Source organism: Streptomyces sp. JLSY215, from assembly GCF_059682825.1.
Genome location: NZ_CM185022.1, coordinates 3,564,563 through 3,588,964, shown reverse-complemented (window position 1 = coordinate 3,588,964; position 24,402 = coordinate 3,564,563). Strand labels below are relative to the sequence as shown.

General features: G+C 72.3%; 22 protein-coding genes. 13 read left to right on the top strand and 9 right to left on the bottom strand.

All coding sequences use genetic code 11. The features are described from left to right. Nucleotides 1-105: 105 nt before the first annotated feature. Nucleotides 106-267: a hypothetical protein gene (locus AC5677_RS15900; protein WP_497195698.1), complete on the top strand. Its 162-nt coding sequence runs from the start codon at nt 106-108 to the stop codon at nt 265-267. A gap of 65 nt (nt 268-332) precedes the next feature. On the opposite strand, the gene AC5677_RS15895 is transcribed toward AC5677_RS15900, so the two are convergent. From AC5677_RS15895 to AC5677_RS15880, 4 genes are all read right to left on the bottom strand, one after another. Next, entirely contained in the window at nt 333-563 is a 231-nt protein-coding gene (locus AC5677_RS15895) for a hypothetical protein (protein WP_497195697.1), read from the bottom strand. 231 nt (nt 564-794) lie between these two features. Then, the gene (locus tag AC5677_RS15890) at nt 795-1,931 is read right to left on the bottom strand and encodes an RNA-guided endonuclease InsQ/TnpB family protein (RefSeq protein WP_497195696.1); all 1,137 of its coding nucleotides are present in this window, start codon (nt 1,929-1,931) and stop codon (nt 795-797) included. Between the two features lie 326 nt (nt 1,932-2,257). Continuing rightward, on the bottom strand, nt 2,258-5,626 hold the full coding sequence (locus tag AC5677_RS15885; protein ID WP_497196641.1) for a S41 family peptidase: 3,369 nt from the start codon (nt 5,624-5,626) through the stop codon (nt 2,258-2,260). A gap of 123 nt (nt 5,627-5,749) precedes the next feature. Continuing rightward, entirely contained in the window at nt 5,750-7,132 is a 1,383-nt protein-coding gene (locus AC5677_RS15880) for an alpha/beta hydrolase family protein (protein ID WP_497195695.1), read from the bottom strand. A gap of 303 nt (nt 7,133-7,435) precedes the next feature. Between AC5677_RS15880 and AC5677_RS15875 the strand changes: the two genes are divergently transcribed. Beyond that, nucleotides 7,436-8,419 (top strand): ArsR/SmtB family transcription factor, encoded by a 984-nt coding sequence (locus tag AC5677_RS15875; protein WP_497195694.1) that lies wholly within the window; start codon nt 7,436-7,438, stop codon nt 8,417-8,419. 383 nt (nt 8,420-8,802) lie between these two features. After that, a complete protein-coding gene (locus AC5677_RS15870; protein ID WP_497195693.1) occupies nt 8,803-8,970 on the top strand; it encodes a hypothetical protein in 168 nt (55 codons plus the stop codon). Nucleotides 8,971-8,981: 11 nt separating this feature from the next. Here the strand turns inward: AC5677_RS15870 and AC5677_RS15865 are convergent, their stop codons facing one another. Further along, nucleotides 8,982-9,497: a hypothetical protein gene (locus AC5677_RS15865; protein ID WP_497195692.1), complete on the bottom strand. Its 516-nt coding sequence runs from the start codon at nt 9,495-9,497 to the stop codon at nt 8,982-8,984. 447 nt (nt 9,498-9,944) lie between these two features. On the opposite strand from AC5677_RS15865, the gene AC5677_RS15860 reads away from it, so the two are divergent. The 4 genes from AC5677_RS15860 (at nt 9,945) to AC5677_RS15845 (ending at nt 13,933) form a co-directional block, all read left to right on the top strand. Then, a complete protein-coding gene (locus AC5677_RS15860; RefSeq protein WP_497195691.1) occupies nt 9,945-11,099 on the top strand; it encodes an energy-coupling factor ABC transporter permease in 1,155 nt (384 codons plus the stop codon). After that, nucleotides 11,099-11,860, top strand: a complete 762-nt coding sequence (gene cbiQ / locus AC5677_RS15855) for a cobalt ECF transporter T component CbiQ (protein ID WP_497195690.1) — start codon at nt 11,099-11,101, stop codon at nt 11,858-11,860. The genes AC5677_RS15860 and cbiQ overlap by 1 nt, the downstream gene beginning before the upstream one ends. Then, complete coding sequence (locus AC5677_RS15850; RefSeq protein ID WP_497196640.1) at nt 11,836-12,630, top strand: energy-coupling factor ABC transporter ATP-binding protein; 795 nt, start codon at nt 11,836-11,838, stop codon at nt 12,628-12,630. The genes cbiQ and AC5677_RS15850 overlap by 25 nt, the downstream gene beginning before the upstream one ends. Nucleotides 12,631-12,733: 103 nt before the next feature. Continuing rightward, the gene (locus AC5677_RS15845; RefSeq protein WP_497195689.1) at nt 12,734-13,933 is read left to right on the top strand and encodes a serine hydrolase domain-containing protein; all 1,200 of its coding nucleotides are present in this window, start codon (nt 12,734-12,736) and stop codon (nt 13,931-13,933) included. Between the two features lie 81 nt (nt 13,934-14,014). Here the strand turns inward: AC5677_RS15845 and AC5677_RS15840 are convergent, their stop codons facing one another. The 4 genes from AC5677_RS15840 to AC5677_RS15825 all read right to left on the bottom strand — a co-directional run bounded on the left by AC5677_RS15840 (nt 14,015) and on the right by AC5677_RS15825 (nt 18,699). Continuing rightward, on the bottom strand, nt 14,015-14,866 hold the full coding sequence (locus AC5677_RS15840) for an EamA family transporter (RefSeq protein ID WP_497195688.1): 852 nt from the start codon (nt 14,864-14,866) through the stop codon (nt 14,015-14,017). Beyond that, on the bottom strand, nt 14,863-15,015 hold the full coding sequence (locus tag AC5677_RS15835; protein ID WP_497195687.1) for a hypothetical protein: 153 nt from the start codon (nt 15,013-15,015) through the stop codon (nt 14,863-14,865). Before AC5677_RS15835 ends, AC5677_RS15840 begins: the two co-directional genes overlap by 4 nt. A gap of 86 nt (nt 15,016-15,101) precedes the next feature. Continuing rightward, entirely contained in the window at nt 15,102-16,760 is a 1,659-nt protein-coding gene (locus tag AC5677_RS15830) for a penicillin-binding transpeptidase domain-containing protein (protein WP_497195686.1), read from the bottom strand. Between the two features lie 199 nt (nt 16,761-16,959). After that, complete coding sequence (locus AC5677_RS15825) at nt 16,960-18,699, bottom strand: dolichyl-phosphate-mannose--protein mannosyltransferase (protein ID WP_497195685.1); 1,740 nt, start codon at nt 18,697-18,699, stop codon at nt 16,960-16,962. Nucleotides 18,700-18,853: 154 nt separating this feature from the next. On the opposite strand from AC5677_RS15825, the gene rsmI reads away from it, so the two are divergent. From rsmI to AC5677_RS15795, 6 genes are all read left to right on the top strand, one after another. Beyond that, nucleotides 18,854-19,732 (top strand): 16S rRNA (cytidine(1402)-2'-O)-methyltransferase, encoded by an 879-nt coding sequence (gene rsmI, locus AC5677_RS15820; RefSeq protein WP_497195684.1) that lies wholly within the window; start codon nt 18,854-18,856, stop codon nt 19,730-19,732. Between the two features lie 172 nt (nt 19,733-19,904). Then, on the top strand, nt 19,905-20,354 hold the full coding sequence (locus AC5677_RS15815; RefSeq protein ID WP_497195683.1) for a hypothetical protein: 450 nt from the start codon (nt 19,905-19,907) through the stop codon (nt 20,352-20,354). A gap of 46 nt (nt 20,355-20,400) precedes the next feature. Continuing rightward, complete coding sequence (locus AC5677_RS15810; protein WP_497195682.1) at nt 20,401-21,279, top strand: TatD family hydrolase; 879 nt, start codon at nt 20,401-20,403, stop codon at nt 21,277-21,279. A gap of 112 nt (nt 21,280-21,391) precedes the next feature. Next, a complete protein-coding gene (locus tag AC5677_RS15805; protein WP_497195681.1) occupies nt 21,392-22,546 on the top strand; it encodes a resuscitation-promoting factor in 1,155 nt (384 codons plus the stop codon). Nucleotides 22,547-22,586: 40 nt separating this feature from the next. After that, the gene (gene rsmA / locus AC5677_RS15800; protein ID WP_497195680.1) at nt 22,587-23,483 is read left to right on the top strand and encodes a 16S rRNA (adenine(1518)-N(6)/adenine(1519)-N(6))-dimethyltransferase RsmA; all 897 of its coding nucleotides are present in this window, start codon (nt 22,587-22,589) and stop codon (nt 23,481-23,483) included. Beyond that, on the top strand, nt 23,480-24,397 hold the full coding sequence (locus tag AC5677_RS15795; protein ID WP_497195679.1) for a 4-(cytidine 5'-diphospho)-2-C-methyl-D-erythritol kinase: 918 nt from the start codon (nt 23,480-23,482) through the stop codon (nt 24,395-24,397). Before rsmA ends, AC5677_RS15795 begins: the two co-directional genes overlap by 4 nt. The last annotated feature ends 5 nt before the right edge of the window (nt 24,398-24,402 follow it).

Here is a 24,402-nt window from a genome sequence, read left to right as displayed (position 1 = left end):
AAGGGTGCGGGCGGGGGCGCGCGTCGCGGCCGAAATGCGGTGAATGTCCCCTCGTGCAAGGCTGGTCGGACCCTATTCCCCCGCACTCACCCAGGAGTGACCAGCATGGGTCTCAAGGAGCAGTTCCAGGCCAAGGCCGAGCGGCTCGAGAAGCAGGCGCAGAAGGCGAAGGAGGCCGCCGGGCACGAGGCCGCCGAACGCGGCGGGCCGGACCGGCAGCCCACACCGGAAGCGGTGGAGGACACTCGCGACGGCTTCCAGGACTGACGCCGCAGCACCACGCGCAGGGGCGCACCCGAAGCACCGGGTGCGCCCCGCTCGTCATGCCGCGGTCAGTTCACGACCTTGAGCCTCTTCGGCCAGCCGTAGTGCCCGGCCTTGGCGAAGAGGTTCTTGATGTGCGCCGGCGTCAGCTTGATGCAGCCCAGCGAGTAGTAGTCGCGGGTGCCGTCCCAGCGGTAGGGGTTGTCGCGGCCCGGCTGCCGGGCGCCCTGGGTGCCGTTGGACTTCATCTCGCTGTGCACGAACAGGGCGGTGCGCTTGGTGTGGCGGTTCTTGCACACCTTGTCCTGGACCTGAATGGCTTGACCTCCTCCCTCACGTGAACGTGGGGGATTCTCTCCCTGGCGTCCGTGGCTACGGTTCGCCTTGAGTCGGGTTCCTGGTTCCTCCCCACTTCAGGTGGGGGTTGTGCGCTCTGCCGGGACGGACCCTGGTCTTACGTGCGCTCCGCAGGCGTTTACCTTGCTCGTTGCCGGGCGAGGGCCCCCGGTCCGGGGGTGGGTGGTGCTGTCTCAGGAGGCCGCCGCTCGTATGCGGCGGCCTTCGCGTTTGATGTTCTTGCCTGCGTTGTGGTCGCGGTCGTGGCGGGTGCCGCACGCATTGCAGGTCCAGGTGCGGATGTGCAGGGGTTTGGGTCCGTCACGGTGTCCGCAGGCGGAGCAGATCTGGGAGGACGGGAAGGACCGGTCCACTCTGGTCAGCCTACGGCCGTACCGTTCGGCCTTGTACTCCAGCATGCTGACGAAGGCTGACCATCCGGCGTCATGAATGGACTTGGCGAGGGAGGTGCGGGCGAGGCCCCTCACGCTCAAGCTCTCCACGCTGATGGCTTGGTTCTCGCGGATCAGCTTCGTGGACAGCTTGTGGTGAAAGTCCTTACGAGCGTCGGCCACCCTGGCATGCGCGCGGGCGACTTTGACCCGCTGCTTGCCACGGTTCCTCGACCCCTTGGCCTTGTGGGAGAGGCGGCGCTGCTCACGGCGGAGTTTCTTCTCGGCCCTGCGCAGGAAACGCGGGGACCTGACGCGGGAGCCGTCCGCCATGACAGCGAAGTGGGTGAGGCCCAGGTCGATGCCCTGGTCGGTGTCGAGCGGGGGCAGAAATTCGTTCGTCGGGTCGGTCTCCACGACGAAGCTGGCGAAGTACCTCCCCGCCGCATCTTTGATCACGGTCACTGTGGAAGGCACCGAGGGCAGGGGCCGCGACCAGCGCACCCGCACCGGGCCGATCTTGGGAAGGTGTAGTTTCCCGTCGGGCGTGATCGACCAGCGGGCATTGGCAGTGAAGCGCACGGCCTGGCGGGTGCCGCGCTTCGACCTCATCCGCGGCTCGCCGATCTTCGTCCCCTTGCGGGTGCCCTTGAGGCTGGCGAAGAAGTTGGTGTACGCGGTGTCCAGGTCCCTTAGGGCTTGCTGCAACACGACGGCGGACACCTCACCCAGCCATGCCCGCTCGGGGGTCTTCTTCGCCTCAGTGATGAACCGCTTCGACAGCTCAATCGACCGCGGAAACGGGAGACCCGCCGCGTGTGCGTCCCGCCGCGCCCGCAGGCAGTCGTTGAACACCACCCGCGCACACCCGAACGCCCGCCCCAGCGCAAGACGCTGACCGGGCCCCGGCTCGATGCGGAAGGCGTAACGAAGCTGCATAGTGCGACTGTACGATCGTTCGCGCAGGTCACCTGCGCGCAGACCAGAACCGACAATTATCCGACTCCGGCTGTTCACATCGGTGGCTTTCTTGACGAATAACGTCACAGCGTGCTCCTTGATGCCCAACTGAGGCACAGGGAAGAGAACGTGCGCATCTACCAATGAACCTCCGACCGTTCGCCGGTCCGCAGGCGCAGCCACCAGCCGATCCCCCACCAGTGCGTCAGACGACAAACCGTCTGCTCCGGAACACCGTCAGGCCACTTCTCACGCCACTGGGCTGAAGCCAGGCGCCCTACGATGAATTCCCGGCAGCGCGGGGCTCAGTCCCCCCGGGGCGGCAGCGGCGGCCGCGCCCGGTCCGGCACCTCCGACAGATCCGGCGGCGTCGCGGCCGGATGCCGCTCCAGCAGCTCCAGCGCCGTCCGCACCGCGACGCCCAGCTGCGGATGCCGTCCCTCCGCCCAGTGCACCGGGGACCGCAGGGCCTCGATATCGACCTCTACGCCGTGGTTCTCCACGCCCCACCCGTGCAGCTGGAACCACGCGGCATTCATCGGCACGGTGATCGTGGTGCCATCGGCGAGCCGGTGCCGGCCGGTCATGCCGACCACCCCGCCCCAGGTGCGCATGCCCACCACCGGACCGATGCCCATGAGCTTGAAGGCCGCGGTGATCATGTCGCCGTCGGACGAGGTCATCTCGTCGGCGACCGCGACCACCGGGCCGCGCGGCGCGTTGCCGGTGTACGACACGGGCTGCGCGCCGCGGGTCAGGTCCCAGCCGATGATGGTGCGGGTCAGCTTCTCGACGACCAGCTCGGAGATGTTGCCGCCCGCGTTGCCCCGTACGTCCACGATCAGCGCGGGCATCGACATCTCCCGCCGCAGATCGCGGTTGAACTGCGCCCAGCCGGAGCCGCCCATGTCGGGGATGTGGAGATAGCCGCACCGGTCGCCGCTCAGCTTCCGGACGACGGCGCGGCGTTTGGCGACCCAGTCCTGGTAGCGCAGCGGCCGCTCGTCGATCAGCGGGACGACGGCGATACGGCGCGCGGGCCCCGCACCCTCGGCATCCGAGGCGCCCTGTGGGCCTTCCTCTGAAGGGGGGTGGGCGACGGGTTGGGAGAAGGTCAGCTCGACGGTGGTGCCCCCGGCCGCCGCGAGCAGCGGATACGGGCCGGCCACCGCGTCGACCGGGCGGCCGTCGACATGGGTGAGCGCGGCGCCCTCGCGGATGCCCGTACCGGCCAGCGGGGAACGCGCCTTGGGGTCGGAGGACTCGCCGGGCAGGATCCGCTGCACCACCCAACGCCCGTCCCGCGGATAGAAGTTGGCGCCCAGCAGGCCGATGGGGCGCTGGTAGTGCGGCGGCCCCTCATTGCGCCGGGCACCGGCGACATAGGCGTGCGAGGTGCCCAGTTCCCCCAGCACCTCCCGCAGCAGATCGGCGAACTCGTCGGGGGAGGCGACACGTTCGACCAGCGGCCGGTACTGCGCCAGCACCGCGTCCCAGTCGATGCCGCACATCCCCGGATCCCAGAAGTACGACCGGATGATCCGGCCCGCCTCGTCGAAGGCCTGGCGCCACTCCCACTCCGGTTCGACGTCGTGCAGGATGCGCCGCAGATCCAGGAAGACCGTCGAATCGGGGTCGGGCGGCTCGGTCGCGGGGACGGCCCGCAGATCGCCCTCGTCGTTGAGGACCAGCCGGGTGCCGTCGCCGCTGAGCGCGAACGAGTCCAGGGAACCGGAGAGTTCGGTGCGCCGCGCCTTGGTGAGATCGAAGTGTTCGAGGGTGGGCCGCCCCGACGTCTCGGCCGGGTTGGCGAAGGTCTCGCCCAGCGCCCCGGAGATCGGCCAGCGCAGCCACACCAGCCCGCCCCCGGCGACCGGCTCCAGCGCCGAGTACTTGGACGCGGCGACGGGGAACGGCGTGACCCGGTTCTCCAGCCCCTCCACCTCCACCATCACCGGACCCTCACCCGGCGGCGGGTTCTCCGCCGGGTCCAGCCCGCCCGCCGCGGGCCGCCCCTCCGGGGACAGCGCGAAGGGGGAGGGGGTGGCGGAGGACAGCGGGACGAGGTGGGGCCGGCAGCCCAGGGGGAAGGACAGGTCGCCGGTGTGCACGTCGTAGACCGGGTCGAAGCCGCGCCACGACAGAAACGCGAGATAGCGCCCGTCGCGGGTGAACACCGGCTGCTCGTCCTCGAAGCGGCCGTTGGTGACGTCCACGACGGTACGGTCGGCCAGCCGGGCCATCTTGATCAGCCGCAGCGAACGGCCGATGCCGGGATGCGACCAGGTCAGCCAGCGGGAGTCAGGGGAGAAGGAGAGGTCGCGCACGGGACCGTTGTCGGAGGCGATCAGCTCGGTGACCTCGCCGGGCCGGCCCGGCTCGTCCTCGGCCGTCTCCTCCGGCGCACGCGTGTCCACCAGCAGCAGCCGGCCGTCGTGCGAGGCCACCGCCACCCGTTCGCCGTCCGGGGACGAGACCATCTCGTGCACCCGGCCCAGCCGGCCCGCCGCCAGCCGCAGCGGAGTGTGCGCGGCGCTGGCCCGCGGCAGATCGGCGATCTCGATGGCGTCGTCGCCCTCGGCGTCGGTGACATACGCGATCCGGCCGGTCGAACCCAGCATCTCGGGCAGCCGGACCCGTACGCCCGGCACGTCGTGGATCGTCCGGGCCGGGCCGTCGCGGTGGGTGAGCCAGTACAGGCTGCCGCGGACACCGACCGCACTGGCCCGCCCGGTGGCGTCCACCGCGAGTGAGGTCACATGCGAGGCGGCCGGGACCTGGTACGGACGCCGGCCGGTCCGCGGCCCGCCCAGCTTGACCGCCAGTTTGCGCGGTACGGCGCCCTCGGTGAGGTCATCGATCAGCCAGATGTCGCCCGCGCATTGGTAGACGATGCGCGAACCGTCCGTCGAGGCGTGCCGGGCGTAGAAGTCCGCATGGTCCGTGTGCCGCCGCAGATCCGTACCGTCCGGCAGGCAGGAGTAGACGTTGGCGATGCCTTCGTGGTCGGAGAGGAACGCGATCCGGCCGCCGGTGAACATCACCGAGTCCAGATGCCCGTACAGCTCCGGCAGCAGCCGCTGCCCGTGCAGCCACAGGCGGCCCATCGCGCCGCCCCGGTAGCGCTTCCAGGAGGCGGGCTCGTGCGGGGGCTTGCCGGTCAGCAGCAGCGTGCGGTGTTCCCCGTCGACATCGGCGACCGCGATGTCGGAGACCGGCCCCCACGGCAGCTGACCACCGGGGCTGCCGTCCGTGGGCAGGCTGTACGACCACGAGTAGTACGAGAACGGCTGACCGTGCGAGGAGACGGCCAGGACGTGCGGGTTGCCGTCCTGGTCGGGCGGCGTCCAGCCGCAGACCCGGGCGTCCGTGCTGCCCCAGTACGTCAGCCGCCGGGCGGGGCCGCCGTCGACCGGCGCGAGATGCACCTCCGGGTCGAGGCTGCGCCAGGTGGTGAACGCGATCTGGCGGCCGTCGGGGGAGAACCGGGGGTGGCCGACGCGGGTGCGGTCGGCGGTCAGCCGCCAGGCGCGGCCGGGCTCCTCGCCCGCCGGTGCGATCGGGGCCACCCACAGGTCGTCCTCGGCGGTGAAGCACATCAGATCGCCGTGCAGATGGGGATACCGCAGGTAGGAGGCGGCGGGCGGATCCGGTGCGGCCGGTGTGTGGCGCAGCCGGCCGCGAGGCTTGGCGGGGTGCGTCTCCGGGGGCGGCCCGACGGACTCGCGTGCGTCGCTCACGCCACCATGGTTTCGGGGGAGTGGGAGGGCGGCAACTCGGCGCCGGACGCGCGGGCGTCACCGGCGGCCGTCCGACGGGTGCGTCACGACGGGAAGGTGCCGGGCGAAGAAGGAGTGCACACACCCCCGGACCATCGGCACCGAACGGGCCGGGTCGACCGCGCCGACCAGGGCGTTCCGGTCGTGCGCCGGCATCAGCCCGGCGGCCTGGAGCTGCGGCGCCAGAGCGGCGTAGTCCGTGAAGACCCAGTGGCCGGCGCGGTCGATCCCGCGGCGCTGTACGCGGCCCCGGGAGCGGGCGAGCAGGGCCGACCAGGAACGGTCCCGCTCCTTGCCGCCGGGGAAGTCCGCGCTCGCCACCAGGAGCAGCGGCCGGTCCACGCCGTACCGGGCGACCGGGTACCGCTCGCCCTCCGCGCCGGGCCGCTCCGGCGGATGGTCCAGATAGCCCTCCAGGTTGACCGCCGCGCCGATGCGCCGGTCCTCGTACAGCGCCTGGGCCGCCGCGGTGCCGCCCGCGCTGTGGCCGTAGACGCCGACCCGCCGCAGGTCCAGCGCACGCCCCAGATCCCGGGGCAGCGCCCGACCGGTCGGGTCCGGGTTCCGCCCGGCGGCCAGCACCGCCAGCCGGTCCAGCACGAAGCGGAGGTCCGCGATCCGGGTGTCGATCAGCGTGCGGAACCGCCGCGGATCGGCCCGGGGATCTCCCCGCAGGACGGTCGCCCGGACCCTTTCCCGCCCCGCCCGCGCCACCGGGAAGCCGACTTCACCGGCGTCACCCGGATGGTCGACCGCCACCACCACGTACCCGCGGCTCGCCAGCTCCTCGGCGACCCCGGTGCCCAGGGTCCGCGCATCACCGCCGCCCGGACTGTAGAGCAGCACCGGCCGCCGTACGGGCTGCGCGGGCGCACCCGTGCGGGAGTGGGTCCGGGTCGCCGCCCAGTCCACTCCCTTCGCCGGAAGGCGGTGCACGCGGACGTCGATCACCTCGAACAACTCCACGGCATCCCCGGTCATCTGCGGTGCGAGCGGGTACCCGCGGACGGCACGGGCCGGATAGAACACCGTGACCATCACCTCCCGTACCGCGATCTCCGGCTCCCAGGGATCGCGCCTCGACCGGTCGACCAGGTAGAGCGTGGTGGACCCGATCGGGTGCGGGCCGGTGGGCGCGGGGAGACGGAGGGTGAGAGCGGTCGCGCCGCTCCCGGATCGGTTGCTCCCGGATCCGTTGCTCCCGGATCCATTGCTCCCGGATCCGTTGCTCCCCGCCCCCGCCCCGTGTCCCGCCGCCGGTTTGCCCGCCGTCGGCTCGCCGGCCGCCGCACCGCAGCCGGTGAGCAGCGCCCCGGCGCCCAGCGCGGCGGCGGCCGCCGCCGCTGACCTGGTGACCGTCCGGCGGTCCAGCTCGCCGCGGCCGATCGCTCCTGCCAACATCGTTCCCCCTCGGGCCTCTTGGGCCTTCCCATGACGCCCCATGGCGCCCTACGGCGACTTGTGACGTCCCGTGACATCGGTCCCGACATCGGTCCTGACGCCGGTCCTGACACCGGTCCTGACGTCGGTCCTGACGCCGGTCCTGACGTCGGTCCTTGCGCTCTCCGGCGTCCCCCTGAGTGAATGAAATGAAGGGGGCCGACCGATGCCCCGAATGCTCGCCCCGGTGAGGATGACGGGCGAACGTTCAGGCCCTGCCCGAAACGCTGGCGCGGCGCCGGGAGGGGGGAGTAAGGGGGAGTAGTGGCCATCCGGATCCACTTCACGGCCGAGGACTTCGGCCGCGTCCGCTTCGCGCCCCGGCCGGCCCCGCTGCAAGAGCTGAACGTGACCCTGATGAAGATGTGCCTCCCCGATCAGGAGCTCCTCTTCGGCCACTGGCGGCGCCGGCTGCTCCACTCCCTGCCGGCCGCCGTCCGCCCGCTGCGCGACGTGGTTCCCGCGGGCGTGGCCCCGCTCTTCCTCGACGTCTTCAGTGACAGCCTGCGGGACGGGCTGGACACCGTACGGGCCTCGCCCCCCGGCCTGGTGCGCTCCGAAATCGAGCGCGCCTACGCACCCCACCCGGCCCCGGCACCCCTGTGGATCCGCGGCCTGCACCGCGGCGACGCCGACGCCTGGCTGCTTCTCCGCCGCGCCCAGCGAGCCGCCTTCGATACGGCACTGCGCCCCGTCTGGCCCCTGATCCAGGACCTGCACCGGACGGAGTTCACCCGCCATGCCCTGACGGCGGCCGAGCACGGCATCGCTGCCGCGCTGACCGAACTCGCCCCCACCTCCCAACTCCTTGGCAACACATGGGAGTTCGCGTCCCCCTCCGGCGACCGTGACATCGCCCTGGAGGGCCGCGGCCTGGTCCTCGTCCCCACCTTCCACTGGACCGCCCACCCCCTCCTCTCCGACCTGCCCGGCCGCCCCGTGTACCTGACCTACCCGGCCGGTACGGGCCTGCCCCCCACCCCGGCGGCGACCGGCGGCACGGATGACGCGCTCTCCGCCGTCCTCGGCCGCACCCGCCTCGACATCCTCGACCGCCTCGCCGACGAGCACACCACCAGCCGGCTCGCCCGCCGCCTGGGTGTCAGCAACGCCACCGTCTCCGCCCATACGGCCGCGCTGCGCGGCGCGGGCCTGATCACGACGGTCCGCGCGGGGCGGGCGGTCCTGCACCGGCGCACGGCCCTGGGGAGCCTGCTGGTTCAGCGGGAGGGCCGGATGCGCGGGTGACCGAAGGCGTGGGTGAGCGGGCGGCGGGCGCCCGCACCGCATGCAACCCGCCCCGCCCTCGCGGTGTTCTTATCTCTGCAAGGGCGAGGTGGACGAGCTGACCGAGCCGGCCGAGCTGACTGCGCCGGCCGAGCTGACCGAGCTGACCGAGCCGGCCGAGCTGGACTCTTCGCGGAGCGGAGCACGAGGGAGGTCTCGACATGACACAGGGCATCACCCGGCGGAAGTCCCGTCCCTCCGGCGGCGGACACCCCTCCGGCTGCGCCGAACTCACCGCGCCCATACGTCACATACGGGCCACGGCACCCGGCCGCGCCTGACCGCACGCCCTTACGCCGACCCTCCCGTTTCCGTTCCCGTAACAGAGCAGGAGGCAGCAGACGATGCGCATCGTCATCTTCCGCAAGGGCGTCTACCGCGACAAGTTCCACCATGACGGGGAGTGCCCGTACCTGGTCGGCAAGCAGGAGACCTGCGACGAGTGGGAGGCGACGCCGGAGGAGAAGGCGCGGGAGTTGGGCCTCACGCCGTGTTCGCGATGCTGCGCCTGACCGTGGACGACTCATCCGGCGACCGCTGAACGGTCGGCCCGCCGGGCGCGGAAGTAGGCATGGGCGGCGGGGAGGAACATCAGGGCCGTGGCGGTGAGCACGGCGGCCACGTGCAGCACCCGGCTGGCCCCGAAGACGAGGTCCATGGCGTCGGCCGCCTCGAATGCCGCAACGGGGGAGCGGCCCTGCGCCAGGTCCCGCACGGGCTCGATCACCATCGACGCCGTACCTCCGATGCCGAGGCCGACTGCCAGCGTGATCCGGGCCCAGCCGCGCCCGCGGCGCATCCGGAGGGCGATCAGCAGCGCGGCGGCGAAGACGGCGATCCGGACCGTCAGGCCCATGGCGATCTCGGGGGCGGAGCCCGAGCCGTCGGCGACCATCCCGCCGACGGCCAGCACGGTCTCGAACGCGCCGGCGGCGACGGCCGTCACCCAAAGGGCGAATGCGGCACGTACGGCCGCGGGGGGTGAGGGCTCAGGGCGGGCCGGAGCGGCGGACGGGGGTTGCTGCGCGGTGCGTGTCATGGAGGTCTCGATTCGGGATGGAGGCCGGGGACCAGGCGCGGCATACGAGGCCGGGGCGCGGCGTGGGCGTTGGGGCAGTGCCGATCCTTCCGACGGTGCGCGCTCATGGCCCGCCCGCTACCTGGTGGATCTCTGCGCGGGTTAACCCCACCGCGCCCCACCGCCCTGCGCCCTGCCCCAGGGCACCGCGCCCCACCGCCTCGCGTCGCCCCGCGCCCCGCCCCACCGCCTCGCGCCGCACCCCACCCCACCGCGCCCCATCGCACCCCACCGCGCCGCCGCGCCGCCCTACCCCCAACCCACCCCCGTCGACCAGCCAGGCGTGCGCTGCGTTACGGCGTGACAACAGCACGCTGTGGCGTTTCGCACTGTGGGCGCTCTTGCAACAACTTTGCAGGAGGCCTCACCATTGGCAGGTTGCAGAGCCCGAAGCGGAGACAGCCTGAGATGCACGTACCTGATGGATTCATCAATGCGCCGGTGTCGGTGGCGACCGGTGTGGTCGCCGCGGTCGCGGTAGCGGTCAGCCTGCGCGGTGCCCGGCGTGAGCTGGCGGGTGCGGTGCCGGGCGGCAGCGGGGCGGGGGCGGAGCGTACGGCGCCGCTCGCCGGGCTGGTGGCGGCCTTCATCTTCGCGGTGCAGATGCTGAATTTCCCGGTCGCGGCCGGGACCAGCGGGCATCTGCTGGGCGGTGCGCTCGCCGCGATACTCGTGGGGCCGTACACGGGCGTGCTGTGCGTGTCGGTGGTGCTGCTGATGCAGGGGGTGCTGTTCGCCGATGGCGGGCTGACGGCGCTGGGCGTGAACATCAGCGATATGGCGATCGTGACGACGGTCGTCGCCTATGCCGTTTTCCGCGGCCTGGTGAAGGTGCTGCCGCGGAAGCGGCGTTCGGTCACGATCGCCTCGTTCGTATCGGCCCTGCTCTCGGTGCCGGCCGCGGCGGTCGCCTTCACCGGCATCTACGCGCTGGGCGGGACGACGGATGTGCCGATCGGCAAGGTGTTCACCGCCATGGTCGGGGTGCATGCGCTGATCGGCCTGGGTGAGGCCGCCATCACGGCGCTGACGGTGGGCGCGGTGATCGCCGTACGGCCGGACCTGGTGTACGGGGCGCGCGGGCTGACCAAGCCGCTGGAGCTGCGCACGTCGCCGCTCGATGCCCCGGCCCCGGCGGCCGACGACGTCACGACGGCCGCCCGCGAGACCGCACCCGCCGCGTCGGCCCCGTCCGCACCGGCCCCCCGCCGCTCCGTTCGCCGGGTCTGGTGGGCCGGGCTGGCCGCCGCGCTGCTGTGCGCGGGCGGTATCAGCTACTACGCGTCCGCCAGCCCGGACGGCCTGGAGAAGGTCGCCCACGATCAGGGGATCGACGCGAAGACCAAGGACCACGCCACCAAGGACTCGCCGCTCGCCGACTACAGCGTCAAGGACATCGGCAATGCGCGGCTGTCGGGCGGGCTCGCCGGAGTCATCGGGGTGGGCGCCACGCTGGCCGTCGGCACCGGGGTCTTCGTGGTGCTGCGGCGGCGCAAGGCCATCGAGCCCGCCGGGCAGGCCGGGACCGCCGCGGCCGCCGGGGCTTCGGGCGAGCGTCTCTGATGGGAGCCGGGCACGCCCATAAGCTCTACCGGCACGGGCATTCGCCGGTGCACGCGCTGCCCCCGCACTGCAAAATCGCCGCCGTTTTCTGCTTCGTGCTCATCGTGGTGTCCACGCCCCGGGAGTCGATCTGGGCATTCGCGCTGTACGCGGTACTGATCGCGGCGGTTGCGGCGGTGGCCCGGATTCCGGCCGGGTTCCTGCTCAAGCGGCTGCTGATCGAGGTGCCGTTCGTGGCGTTCGCGGTGCTGATGCCCTTTGTGGCGGAGGGGCCACGGGTCCATGTGGGGTGGCTGAGCCTGAGCGTGTCCGGGCTGTGGGGGGCCTGGAACATTCTGGCCAAGGGCACGCTGGGAGTGGCGGCTTCCGTGCTGCTCGCCTCGACGACCGAGCTGCGGGAACTCCTGCTGGGGCTGCAGCGGCTGCGGATGCCGCCGATGCTCGTACAGATCGCCTCGTTCATGATCCGCTACGGCGATGTGATCACCGATGAGATGCGGCGGATGCGGATCGCCCGGCTCTCGCGCGGCTTCGAGGCCCGCGGCGTACGGCACTGGGGCGTGCTCGCCAAGTCCGCCGGCGCGCTGTTCATCCGCTCCTACGAGCGAGGGGAGCGCGTGCACCTCGCCATGGTCAGCCGCGGCTACACCGGCACCATGCCCGTCCTGACCGACACCGCCGCCACCCGCACACAATGGACCCACGCCGCCGCGCTGCCGACGGCCGCCCTTGCCGTATGCCTTCTGGGATGGACGCTGTGAGTACGACGACGCCGACCACCACGCCCCCCTCGCTCGAGGTGTCCGGGCTCGCCTACGCCTACCCCGACGGCCATCAGGCGCTCTTCGGGGTCAATCTGTCCGTCGGCCGCGGTGAGCGCGTGGCGCTGCTCGGGCCCAACGGCGCCGGCAAGACCACGCTCGTCCTGCATCTGAACGGCATCCTCGAAGCGGGGGCCGGATCCGTGGCCGTCGCCGGGCTGCCGGTGGGCAAGACGCACCTGGCCGAGATCCGGCGGCGGGTGGGGATCGTCTTCCAGGATCCCGATGACCAGCTGTTCATGCCGACCGTCCGGGAGGATGTCGCCTTCGGCCCGGCCGCGGCGGGGCTGCGCGGGGCCGAGCTGGAGGAGCGGGTGACGGAGGCGCTCGAACGGGTCGGCATGGCCGGGTTCGCGGACCGGCCGCCGCATCATCTGTCGTTCGGGCAGCGGCGGCGGGTTGCCGTGGCCACGGTGCTCGCCATGCGGCCGGAGATTCTCGTACTGGACGAGCCGTCGTCGAATCTCGATCCGGCCTCGCGGCGTGAACTCGCGGATATTCTGCGTTCGTTGGATGTGACCGTATTGATGGTCACCCATGATTTGCCCTATGCGCTGGAGCTGTGTCCGCGTTCCGTTGTCCTGTCGGGCGGCGTGATGGTCGCGGACGGGACCACCCAGGAATTGCTGTGTGACGACGAGCTGATGCGGACCCATCGGCTGGAATTGCCGTTCGGGTTCGACCCCCGGTCGGTGACGCTGCCCGTGTGAACCAACCCCCGGCCGGCATCCTGTGACGAATCCCACTGGCCCGTGACCTGGTCATCAGCACTGATCTGCGCGTTGCACCATTGATGGGTCACCAATGCGGCGGATGAATGGGAAGCGGGAATCAGTGGTGGACGTCCAGGGCACGGTCGAGGACGGCTTCGAGCCGGTCCGGGACGCCTTCGCGGACAACTTTGCGCGGCGCGGGGAGCGGGGGGCGGCGGTCGCCGTCTACCTGCACGGGCGCAAGGTCGTGGACCTGTGGGGCGGCGCCAAGGACGCGGACGGCGCCTCGCCGGAGCCCTGGGAGGCGGGGACGGCGCAGGTCGTCCGGTCCGCGACCAAGGGCGTGGCGGCGATCGTCCCGCTGCTGCTGCATCAGCGGGGGCTGCTGGATCTGGACGCGCCCGTCGGCACGTACTGGCCCGAATTCAAGGCGGCGGGCAAGGAGCGGGTGCTCGTACGGCATCTGCTGTCGCATCGGGCCGGGCTGCCGGTGCTGGATACGCCGCTGACGCCGGCGCAGGCCGTCGACGGGGTCAGCGGGCCGGCGGCGCTGGCCGCGCAGGCGCCCGTCTGGGAGCCGGGGACCGAGCACGGCTACCACGCCCAGACCTACAGCTGGCTGCTGGCCGAGCTGGTGCTGCGGGTGACGGGGCGGTCGCTCGGCAGCTGGGTGGCGGAGGAGATAGCGGGGCCGCTGGGGCTGGATCTGTGGATAGGGCTGCCGGCCGGGATGCAGTCCCGGGTGGGGCGGCTCGCCGACATCGAGGCGCCGGCCGGGACCGGGGCCGCCGGGCTGCGGGTGCGGCCCAAGCGGGCGGTCGCCGAGGCGTATGCGGATCCTTCGTCGCTCACCCGGCGGGCATTCGGCGCGATAGCGCCCGCCGCCGACGAGAATTCCGCGGAATACCGGGCCGCCGAGCTTCCGGCATCGGCCGGAATTGCCACGGCGCGTGCCCTGGCGCGGTGTTATGCCGCGTTGATAGGGCCCGTTGACGGACATCAGCGGATGTTTGCGCCGGCCACCTTGACGCTTGCCCGTACCGAGGAATCCGCCGGACTCGACCGTACGTTGCTGGTCCATACGCGATTCGGTCTCGGCTTTATGCTGCACGGCGCGGCTTCGCCGCTTTTGGGGCCGGGTTCATTCGGCCACCCGGGGCGGGGCGGCGCCCTTGCCTTCGCGGATCCCGAAAGCGGCCTCGCATTCGGCTACATCACGAATGGAATGCAGCAGAACGTCACGGCGGACCCGCGAGCCCAGGCCCTGGTGCGCGCCGTCGCTTCCCGCATCGCCGGATGACCCGGCCCCGCCGCGCCGGCTGACCGGCCGACAGCGGCCGCTCGCCCGACGGCTCCCGACCGCCTCGCACCCGACGGCCGCTCACCCCGAGTGCAGCATCAGCCCGATGCCCACCACCATCAGGCCCGCCGCCGCGATGCGGGGCGCGCCGAAGCGTTCCTTGAAGAACAGGGCGCCGATGGCGGCGCCGACGATGATCGAGGACTCGCGCAGGGCGGCGATGGGCGCCAGGGGCGCGCGGGTCTGGGCCCAGAGGACGAGGCCGTAGGCGGCGACGGAGAGGAAGCCGCCGGCCAGGCCGCGCAGGGCCAGCGGGCGGAGCTCGGTGAGCAGTTCGCCGCGGCGGGTGGCGAGGGCGTAGGCGGGGATGGCCAGGCCTTCGAGGATCATCAGCCAGGCGATATAGCCGAGGGGCGTGCCGGAGGCGCGTACGCCCAGGCCGTCGACGGTGGTGTAGGAGGCGATGGACAGGCCGGTGGCGAGGGCGGCGATGATGGCCGGCCAGTGGGGCTTGGTCTCCGCGCCGCGGATGCCCCAGAGCGCCACCCCCACCAGCCCGGCGGAGGCTATGGCGACGCCTGCCAGGGCCCAGGCGTCGGGGATCTCGTGGACGAAGACGGCGGCGAGGACGGTGACCACCAGGGGAGCCGTGCCGCGCGCTATCGGGTACATCTGCCCGAAGTCGCCCAGCCGGAACGACTGCATCAGCAGGAGCTGGTAGACGACGTGCAGGACGGCGGACACCAGGAGGTAGGGCCAGGCGGCCGCCGCGGGAAGCGGGGTGAAGGCCGCCATGGCGAGGCCGCACAGGGCGCCGCCGCCACCGACCAGGGTGAAGGCGAGGAGCTGGTCGCGGATGCCGTGGGCGATGGCGTTCCAGCTGGCGTGCGTGACGGCGGCTATCAGGACGGCCGCGACGACGAGCGGGGTCACGCGGTGCGCTCGCGCACGTCCGTGAGGGCCGGGGCGACGCCGCCGGCCTCACGGGCCGGGCCCGGTGCGGTGAGCGCCCCGGCGAAGCGGGCGCGCGCCCGGGAGCTGCGGTTTCGGTACGTGGGGAGGCTGGGCGCGGAATCGCTCATGGCCCGCACGCTAGCGAAAGCTGTACGGGCCATGCGAACGAAATCCGGCCGGTGAGACGAGGAGCACGGGGCGGCGCCCCGCCGCCTCAGCCCGCGGTGAGGATGGCGCGGACCACCGGGCCCGCGTTGGCGCCGCCGTGGCCGCTCGCCGGGACGACAGCCGCCGCGGCGAGGTCGTCACGGTAGGCGGTGAACCAGGCGTTGGGCTTCTTCTGGTTGTCGACCTCGGCCGAGCCCGTCTTGGCGCCGATGTCACCGCTGACCCCGGCCATCGCCTCGGCGGCCGTACCGCCGGTCGCGGTCGCCTTCATCAGGTACTTCAGGCCGGACTGGGTGGACGGCTTCATGGCGCGGGGGGCCTTGGCGAGGGTCCGGTTGTCCAGCGACGGCGAGACGATGTACGGCTGGTGGAATCCACCGGCGTGGACCGTGGCGGCGAACGTGGCGACGTTGAGCGGGTTCATCCGCACCCCGCCCTGTCCGATCAGCGACGCCGCCATCTGCGCGTCCGACTGCACCGGCACCGCGCCGTCGAAGGTGGGGATGCCGGTCTGCCAGTTCAGGCCGATGCCGAAGACGTCCCGGGCCTCGTTCGTCAGGTCGTCGTCCTTCAGCTTCGGCGCCAGCGAGATGAAGGCGTTGTTGCAGGACGCGGCGAAGCTCTGCGCGAAGGTGCCGTCCTTGATCTCGGACTTGCCGTCGTTCTGGAACTTCCAGCCGCCGACCGTGAAGTACTTGGGGCACGGGTGCTTCTTGGTCGGCGAGGTCAGGCCCTTGTCCAGGAACATCGCCGAGGTGACGATCTTCATCGTCGAGCCGGGGGCCAGCGAGCCCTGGGTGGCCAGGTTGAAGCCCTTGGCCGGGGAGTTGGCGAGCGCCAGGATCTCACCGGTGCTGGGCTTGACGGCCGCCGCCGAGGCGGACTTCTTGCCCGCGATCGCCTTCTCGGCCGCCGCCTGGAGCTTGGCGTCCAAGGTGGTCTTCAGGGTGCCCGGGGTGCCCTTGGAGAGCACCTTCAGCGTCTTGTCCGGCAGCTGGTCGGCGGGCTTGGCGGCGGTGGCCCGCTTGATGAACAGCTCCACACCGGGCTTGCCGTCGGTCTTGTCGCCGTACCTGTCGCGCAGGCTGTCGAGGATGCCGGCCAGCGACGGGTGCGCCTCGGCGGTCAGCTCGTGGCCGTCGCGGTCCACGGCCTTGATCGGCGGTGCCTCGGCCTCGCCGGTCCGCAGCTCGTCGCCCTTGGCCAGGCCCGGGTGCAGCACCGAGGGCTGCCAGGCGACCCGCGGCTTTCCGGTGGTCTTGTCCCGGTGCAGGGTGGCGGTCGCGCGGTAGGAGTACGGGACCTTGGTGCCCTGGTAGTCGATCTGCGTGGTGACCGTGTACGGCACCTTGTCCCCGGTGGGTGTGCCCGGGGTCACCGTCACCTTGGAGAACCGCGCCCGCTTGCTGAAGGAGGTCAGCGCGGTCTGCGCGGCGGCGGGGTCGTCGGTCATCCCGGCGGCCTTGGCGGCGTCACCGCCTTGCCAGGCGTCCAGGAACTGCTGCGACGTCGTGCGCACCTCCGCCGCGCTGAGCGGGCCGGTCTTCACGCCGGGCGCGTTGCCGCCCGGCTTGCCGTCGGCGGCGGTCACCTGCTGCGGCGACTTGTCGTCGTCCGAGTCGCCGAACAGCGTGAAGCCGCCGACGATTCCCGCCACCAGCGCCACCGATCCGCCGATCAGTCCGTACTTCACCTCGCGGCGCATGCCACCGATCCCCTCCCAGAGAGCTTGTCCTTGGATACGCACACAAGAACGTGCGTCGCACTCTAAGGGACACGGGGAAGCGATCGCGTCCCGATCAGTCTCGATCAGGGCACGGTCCGGTGACGCGCTGTGGTGCAGCTGTCATGAACCTGTGATCCGGCTGGCCGGTGCCCGGGGCCGGACGGCCGCCGCCCCGGCCTCACACCCAGCTGTCCAGCCACATCCGCGCGTGCCAGGCCGACTTCGGGATCGTCATGCCCGTGTACAGCGGATAGAAGTAGATGAAGTTCCAGATGATGAGGAGGACGAGGACCCCGGCGCCCACCGCCCCGATCGTGTGACGGCGTTCGCTCGCGCCCGGCGGCCCGATGATCGCGCCGATCATCATGGCCAGCGCCAGGCACAGGAACGGCACGAAGACGACGGCGTAGAAGAGGAAGATCGTCCGCTCCTGGTAGAGGAACCAGGGCAGATAGCCGGCCGCGACGCCGCAGGCGATGGCGCCCGCCCGCCAGTCACGCTTGAAGAGCCAGCGGTAGAGGGCGTAGAGCAGGGCGAAACAGGCGGCCCACCACAGGAGCGGGGTGCCCAGGGCCAGGACCTCGCGGGCGCAGCCCTCGGCCGCCGTGCAGCCCTGTTCGCCGGCGGCGGGGTCCTTGTAGAAGTACGAGACGGGGCGGCCCAGGACCAGCCAGCTCCAGGGGTTGGACTGGTAGGTGTGCGGGGTGGTCAGGCCGGTGTGGAAGGCATACACCTCGGTCTGGTAGTGCCACAGGCTGCGCAGCCAGTCGGGCAGCCAGGTCCAGGAGCCGGTGCGGCCCTCGGGGGAGGTGGCCCAGTCGCGGTAGTAGCCGCCCTTGGTGGCGATCCAGCCGGACCAGGACGCGAGGTAGGCGGCGAGCGCGACGACGACGGTGGCGCCGAAGGCGGGCAGGACGTCGCGGCGCAGGGCGGCGCGGAAGGGGCGACGGGCGCCGGCGGTGCGGCGGGCCGCGACGTCCCACAGGACGGCCATCAGCGCGAACGCGGCGAGGTAGTAGAGGCCGTTCCATTTCGTGGCGGAGGCCAGGCCCAGGCAGAGGCCGGCCGCGATCCGCCAGGGGCGCCATCCCAGCCGGAGCCGGTCGCCGACCGTGTCGTCGGGGCGGGCCACCCCGTCCGGCCCCACGGGCAGCGCCGCCGCCAGCCGGGCCCTGGTGCGGTCGCGGTCCACCAGGAGGCAGCCGAACGCGGCGACCACCCAGAACATCACGATCAGGTCGAGCAGGGCGGTGCGGCTCATGACGAAGTGCAGGCCGTCGACCGCCAGCAGGGCCCCGGCGAGGCAGCCCAGGGCGGTGGAGCGCATCAGGCGGCGGCCGATGCGGCAGATCAGCAGGACGGACAGGGTGCCCAGCAGGGCGACCATGAACCGCCAGCCGAAGGGGTTCATGCCGAACGCCCACTCGCCGAGCGCGATCAGCCATTTGCCCATCGGCGGATGCACGACGTACGAGGCCTGCGGCGAGAGCAGGATGTGCGGGTGCTTCCCGACGAGCGCCGCGTTGGCGTCCTTGTCCCAGGTGCCCTCGTAGCCGTACTGGAGCAGCGACCAGGCGTCCTTGGGGTAGTACGTCTCGTCGAATATCACGTCGTGCGGGCTGCCCAGGTGCCAGAAGCGCAGGACTCCCGCGACCAGCGCCACCAGCAGCGGACCGCCCCAGGCCGCCCAGCGCGACAGCCGCACGGCGGCGTCCGGGCCCACGCCGAACACCGCCCACAGCCGGATGCCCGGCGGCGGGAAGGCGGGCACCAGCCGCGCGCGGACGTCGCCTTGCGGGCGGGCCGGGTAACCGAAGCGGCGCAGCCGCTGCTGCCACACGGGGGGCTGCCGGTCCGGATACCCGACACGGTGCGCGCCGGTCTCGGTCGCGGTGGTGTCACTCGTCACCCGGCCCATCGTAGGGAAGCAGTCTGTGGAGCGGCGTTCAGCGCCGCGGACCGGGGCGCCGCGCCGTCGAGGTCGTGGCCAAACGGTTCTGCGCAACCGGCGACGGCTGCTGCCTCGCCCCCGCCCGCCGCGGGGCCCCGTGCGGTCCTGGGAGGATGGGGGCGTGACTGGAACGCTGGTACTTGCAGGGACGCCCATCGGCGAGATCGCGGACGCGCCGCCGCGGCTGGCCACCGAGCTCGCGGCCGCCGATGTGATCGCCGCCGAGGACACCCGTCGGCTGCGCCGGCTGACCCAGGCGCTGGAGGTGCAGCCGGCCGGGCGGATCGTGTCGTACTTCGAGGGGAACGAAGCGGCGCGGACGCCGGAGCTGGCGGAGGCGCTGGTGGGCGGTGCGCGGGTGCTGCTGGTCACCGACGCCGGGATGCCGTCCGTCTCCGACCCCGGCTACCGGCTGGTGGCGGCGGCGGTGGAGCGCGGGGTGAAGGTGACGGCCGTACCGGGCCCGTCCGCCGTCCTCACCGCCCTCGCGGTGTCCGGTCTGCCGGTGGACCGCTTCTGCTTCGAGGGGTTCTTGCCCCGCAAGGCCGGCGAGCGGCTCTCGCGGCTGCGCGACGTGGCGGGCGAGCGCCGGACCCTGGTCTATTTCGAGGCGCCCCACCGGCTGGACGACACCCTCGCCGCGATGGCCGAGGCGTTCGGCGCCGAGCGGCGGGCGGCCGTCTGCCGCGAGCTGACCAAGACCTACGAGGAGGTCAAGCGGGGCGCGCTGGGGGAGCTGGCGGCCTGGGCGGCGGAGGGCGTACGGGGTGAGATCACCATCGTCGTCGAGGGCGCGCCGGAGAGCGGTCCGGCGGAGCTGGGGCCCGAGGAGCTGGTGCGCCGGGTGCGGGTGCGCGAGGAGGCGGGGGAGCGGCGCAAGGAGGCCATTGCGGCGGTTGCGGCGGATGCGGGGCTGCCCAAGCGCCAGGTCTTCGACGCCGTGGTCGCCGACAAGAACGCCTCTCGGCCAGAACCGACCCACGGGAAGGTAAATGGCTAGCCTGGAAGGTAAAGGCAGAGGTCGCGCAGTGGGGTGTTTTCCCTGCCACCTGTCAAATCTGGGCCAATAGGCAGCAGCTCAGCTGCGCATCCGGCCGAAAAAGGCGTCCACTGGGGGTGGGACGTACGGTCCCGGAAACCTTGCCTTGTCCTGTGGACAAGAGGGAGCGCACATGAGCGACATCGCCAAGACCAGCCGCACGACTTCCCCACGCGGAGTTTCCCCTTTTCCCCGATCCGCCGAGCCCGCGGCGCATGAGGCCTACGCCTTCGCCTGCATGAGGTGCGGGCACGGCTGGGAGCAGGCGTACGAGATAGACCACCAGGTGGACGCCAAGGGCGACCTGCACGTCATCTACTACGCGGACGGCGAGCGTGTGCCGTCCCCGTTGACCCGGCCCACGTGCCTGAACTGCGGCAGTAACGTCGTCAGGATCATGCGCTCGGGCCAGGTCTCGATGGTCTCCGACGCGATAGCGAACATGCACCAGCGTCCGGGAAACAACGCGAAGAAGAAGGCTGCGGCCCCCAAGGCGGCCGAGGACCGTACGGACAGCGGCGCCGAGCGCCACCACTGGCACCTCTCCGACCTGCTGCATCCTTTCCAGCATCACCGTAAGTGACCTCTGCGGGTGAGGCCCTGGCCGCGGTCCTCATAGGATCGCGGCCATGGCACCGCAGGACGACAAGAACACTCCGCCGCCGCTGCCCGAACCCCTTCGGGTACCGGTCGCGGACTCCCACACCCACCTCGACATGCAGGAAACCACCGTCGAAGAGGCGCTCGCCAAGGCCGCCTCGGTCGGGGTGACCACCCTGGTGCAGGTGGGCTGCGACCTGGCCGGTTCGCGCTGGGCCGCGGACACCGCCGCCGCGTACGAGCACGTGCACGCCGCCGTCGCGCTGCATCCGAACGAAGCACCGCGCATCGTGCTCGGCGATCCCGACGGATGGTCCCGGCAGGGCGCGCGGGAGCCCGGCGGCGACGCCGCCCTGGACGCGGCGCTCGCCGAGATCGACGCGCTCGCCGCCCGCCCCGAGGTCCGCGGCGTCGGCGAGACCGGCCTGGACTACTTCCGTACCGGCCCCGACGGCATGGCCGCCCAGCAGCGGTCCTTCCGCGCCCATATCGAGATCGCCAAACGGCACGGCAAGGCCCTGGTCATCCACGACCGTGAGGCCCACGAGGACGTCCTGCGGATCCTGCGCGAGGAGGGCGCGCCCGAGCGCACCGTCTTCCACTGCTACTCCGGCGACGCCGCGATGGCCAAGATCTGTGCCGAGGCCGGCTACTTCATGTCCTTCGCTGGCAACGTCACCTTCAAGAACGCCCAGCCGCTGCGCGACGCCCTCGCCGTCGCCCCGCCCGAACTGGTGCTCGTCGAGACCGACGCCCCCTTCCTCACCCCCGCGCCGTACCGCGGACGAGCGAACGCGCCCTATCTGATTCCGCACACCCTGCGCGCGATGGCCGAGGTCAAGGGGATGACCGAGGACGCGCTGGCCTCGGCCGTCGCGGCGAACACGGCGCGCGCCTTCGCCTACTGACCCACATCGCACGCTCCATCGCGGGCACGCTGCGTAGCGGTTCGACTTTGGAGAGTGACCGTCGCTCCGCTACCCTCCGGCCGTCAACCGGATCTGTGGCATCTGGAGCGTCGTGAGTCCTTCGCAGAGCAGCCACCGCGCCGCGCGCGGCCGTCGCAGGCGCGTCCCCCAGCGCCCGGAAACCCTGCGGCGGCTGCTGCCCCGGGCCCTGGTCGTGGCCTTCCTGGCCGGTGGCACCACCGCCTTCATCGCGCACGACAAGGCCATCCGGCTCAGCGTCGACGGCAAACCGCGCACCCTGCACACCTTCGCCGAAGGCGTCGACGACCTCCTCGCCGACGAGCACCTGGACATCGCCCGGCACGACATCGTCGCCCCCGCCCCCGGCGCCGAACTCCGCAGCGGCGACGAGGTCGTCGTCCGGCACGGCCGCCCGGTCGTCCTCACCCTCGACGGACAGCGCCGCCAGGTGTGGACCACCGCCGACACCGTGGACGGCGCGCTGCACCAGCTCGGCGTGCGCGCCGAGGGCGCCGCCCTCTCCAGCTCCCGCTCCCGCCGCATCGAACGGCACGGCCTGGAGCTGGCGGTCCGCACCGAACGCTCCGTGGTCTTCGTCGCCGACGGCCGCGACCACCACATCCGCACCAACGCCGCCACGGTCCGCGAGGCCCTCGCCGACGCCGGGCTCACGCTGCGCGACGAGGACACCGCCTCGGTGCCGCTGGAGAGCTTCCCCCGCGAGGGCCAGACCATCTCGGTGCTGCGGATCACCGGCTCGAAGGAGGTACGGGAGGAGCCGATTCCGTTCCGTACCGTCAAGCGGCACAACGCCCAGCTGGCCCGCGGCACCGAGTCCGTCGTCCAGCAGGGACGCCCCGGCGTGCGGCGGGTCACCTACCGCCTGCGCACCGTCAACGGCGTCCGGCAGAAGCCGCAGCGGGTGCACACCCACGTGCTGCACGCGCCGCGCCCGCAGATCGTGCACATCGGCACCAGGGCGCTGCCCACCTCCGTCGCGGGCGCCGACCACCTCGCCTGGGACGCGCTGGCGCAGTGCGAGGCGGGCGGGCGGCCGGACGCGGTCGATGCGTCGGGCGCGTACGGCGGGCTCTACCAGTTCGACGTCGGCACCTGGCACGCCCTGGGCGGCCGCGGCCGCCCGCAGGACGCTCCCGCCCAGGAGCAGACCTTCCGCGCCAAGAAGCTGTATCTGACCCGGGGGGCGAGCCCCTGGCCGGTCTGCGGCGGCCGGCTCCACGGGTGACGGCGACGGGCTTCACGAGCGCGGGCCGTAAGCTTCACGGGTGAGCAAGAGCAGCAGTAGCAGCGACGATTCCGGTGCCCTCCTCGGGCCCGCCGACATCCGGGAGCTGGCCGCCGCGCTGGGCGTACGTCCCACCAAGCAGCGCGGCCAGAACTTCGTCATCGACGCCAATACGGTCCGCCGCATCGTGCGGACCGCCGGAGTGCGTCCCGACGACGTGGTGGTCGAGGTCGGGCCCGGCCTCGGGTCGCTGACCCTGGCGCTGCTGGAGGCCGCCGACCGGGTCACCGCCGTGGAGATCGACGAGGTGCTGGCGGCCGCGCTGCCGGACACCGTCGCCGCCCGGCTGCCCGAGCGCGCCGACCGCTTCGCGCTGGTGCACAGCGACGCCATGCACGTCACCGAGCTGCCCGGCGCCGCGCCCACCGCCCTGGTCGCCAACCTCCCCTACAACGTCGCGGTCCCCGTACTGCTGCACATGCTCGCGACCTTCCCCACCATCGACCGCACCCTGGTCATGGTCCAGGCCGAGGTCGCCGACCGCCTCGCGGCCCGCCCCGGCAACAAGGTCTACGGCGTGCCGTCGGTCAAGGCCAACTGGTACGCCGAGGTCAAGCGGGCCGGCGCCATCGGCCGCAACGTCTTCTGGCCCGCGCCGAACGTCGACTCCGGGCTGGTCTCTCTCGTACGGCGGGAGAAGCCGCTGGAGACGACCGCCAGCCGGGAAGAGGTCTTCGCGGTCGTGGACGCCGCCTTCGCACAGCGGCGCAAGACGCTGCGGGCGGCGCTGGCGGGCTGGGCCGGGTCGGCCGCCGCGGCGGAGGACGCGCTGGTCGCGGCGGGTATTTCCCCCAAGGCGCGCGGTGAGGCGCTTACCGTCGAGGAGTTCGCGCGGATCGCCGAGCACAAGGGGCAGAAAGAGGGAGATGCGGCATGAGGGCATGCGGGACGAGCGGCGCATCGGTCACCGTACGGGTACCGGCCAAGGTCAATGTCCAGCTGGCGGTCGGCGCCGCCCGGCCCGACGGCTTCCACGACCTGGCCAACGTCTTCCTCGCCGTCGGCCTCTACGACGAGGTCACCGCCGTCCCCGCCGACTCCCTGCGGATCACCGCCGAGGGGCATGACGTCGACCAGATCCCGCTGGACCGCACGAACCTGGCGGCCCGCGCCGCCGAGCTCCTGGCGGCCCGGCACGGCATCGAGCCGAACGTCCACCTCCACATCACCAAGGACATCCCCGTCGCGGGCGGTATGGCGGGCGGCAGCGCGGACGCCGCGGGCGCCCTGCTCGCCTGCGACACCCTCTGGGCCACCGGCGCCGACCGCACCGAACTCCTCGACATCTGCGCCGAGTTGGGCAGCGATGTGCCCTTCAGTCTCGTCGGCGGCGCGGCGCTGGGCCGCGGCCGGGGCGAACTGCTGACGCCGCTGCCCGTCGGCGACGCCTTCCACTGGGTCTTCGCGGTCGCCGACGGCGGACTGTCCACCCCGGCCGTCTACCGCGAATTCGACCGCCTGACGCAGGACACCCACGTCCCCGAGCCGGAGGCCGCCCCCGAACTCCTGGCCGCCCTGGAGGCCGGTGACGCCACCGCCCTCGCCGCGGCCCTCGCCAACGACCTCCAGCCCGCCGCGCTCTCCCTGCGGCCCGCCCTGGCCGACACCCTGGCCGCCGGCACCGCCGCCGGTGCGCTGGCCGCGCTGGTCTCCGGCTCCGGACCCACCACCGCCTTCCTGGTCAAGGACGCACCGGCGGCCCAGCAGGTCGCGGCGGCGCTGGCGGAGTCGGGCACCTGCCGCGAGGTACGGGTGGCGGATTCGCCCGCCCCGGGCGCGACCCTGCGCTGACCGGG

Excerpts from the sequence above, each read along its gene's own strand:
- AC5677_RS15900 (WP_497195698.1), top strand. The coding sequence starts at position 106 with ATGGGTCTCAAGGAGCAGTTCCAGGCCAAGGCCGAGCGGCTCGAGAAG.
- AC5677_RS15890 (WP_497195696.1), bottom strand. The coding sequence starts at position 1,931 with ATGCAGCTTCGTTACGCCTTCCGCATCGAGCCGGGGCCCGGTCAGCGT.
- AC5677_RS15880 (WP_497195695.1), bottom strand. The coding sequence starts at position 7,132 with ATGTTGGCAGGAGCGATCGGCCGCGGCGAGCTGGACCGCCGGACGGTC.
- AC5677_RS15870 (WP_497195693.1), top strand. The coding sequence starts at position 8,803 with ATGCGCATCGTCATCTTCCGCAAGGGCGTCTACCGCGACAAGTTCCAC.
- AC5677_RS15865 (WP_497195692.1), bottom strand. The coding sequence starts at position 9,497 with ATGACACGCACCGCGCAGCAACCCCCGTCCGCCGCTCCGGCCCGCCCT.
- AC5677_RS15860 (WP_497195691.1), top strand. The coding sequence starts at position 9,945 with ATGCACGTACCTGATGGATTCATCAATGCGCCGGTGTCGGTGGCGACC.
- cbiQ (WP_497195690.1), top strand. The coding sequence starts at position 11,099 with ATGGGAGCCGGGCACGCCCATAAGCTCTACCGGCACGGGCATTCGCCG.
- AC5677_RS15850 (WP_497196640.1), top strand. The coding sequence starts at position 11,836 with ATGCCTTCTGGGATGGACGCTGTGAGTACGACGACGCCGACCACCACG.
- AC5677_RS15845 (WP_497195689.1), top strand. The coding sequence starts at position 12,734 with ATGAATGGGAAGCGGGAATCAGTGGTGGACGTCCAGGGCACGGTCGAG.
- AC5677_RS15835 (WP_497195687.1), bottom strand. The coding sequence starts at position 15,015 with ATGAGCGATTCCGCGCCCAGCCTCCCCACGTACCGAAACCGCAGCTCC.
- AC5677_RS15830 (WP_497195686.1), bottom strand. The coding sequence starts at position 16,760 with ATGCGCCGCGAGGTGAAGTACGGACTGATCGGCGGATCGGTGGCGCTG.
- AC5677_RS15825 (WP_497195685.1), bottom strand. The coding sequence starts at position 18,699 with ATGGGCCGGGTGACGAGTGACACCACCGCGACCGAGACCGGCGCGCAC.
- AC5677_RS15815 (WP_497195683.1), top strand. The coding sequence starts at position 19,905 with ATGAGCGACATCGCCAAGACCAGCCGCACGACTTCCCCACGCGGAGTT.
- AC5677_RS15810 (WP_497195682.1), top strand. The coding sequence starts at position 20,401 with ATGGCACCGCAGGACGACAAGAACACTCCGCCGCCGCTGCCCGAACCC.
- AC5677_RS15795 (WP_497195679.1), top strand. The coding sequence starts at position 23,480 with ATGAGGGCATGCGGGACGAGCGGCGCATCGGTCACCGTACGGGTACCG.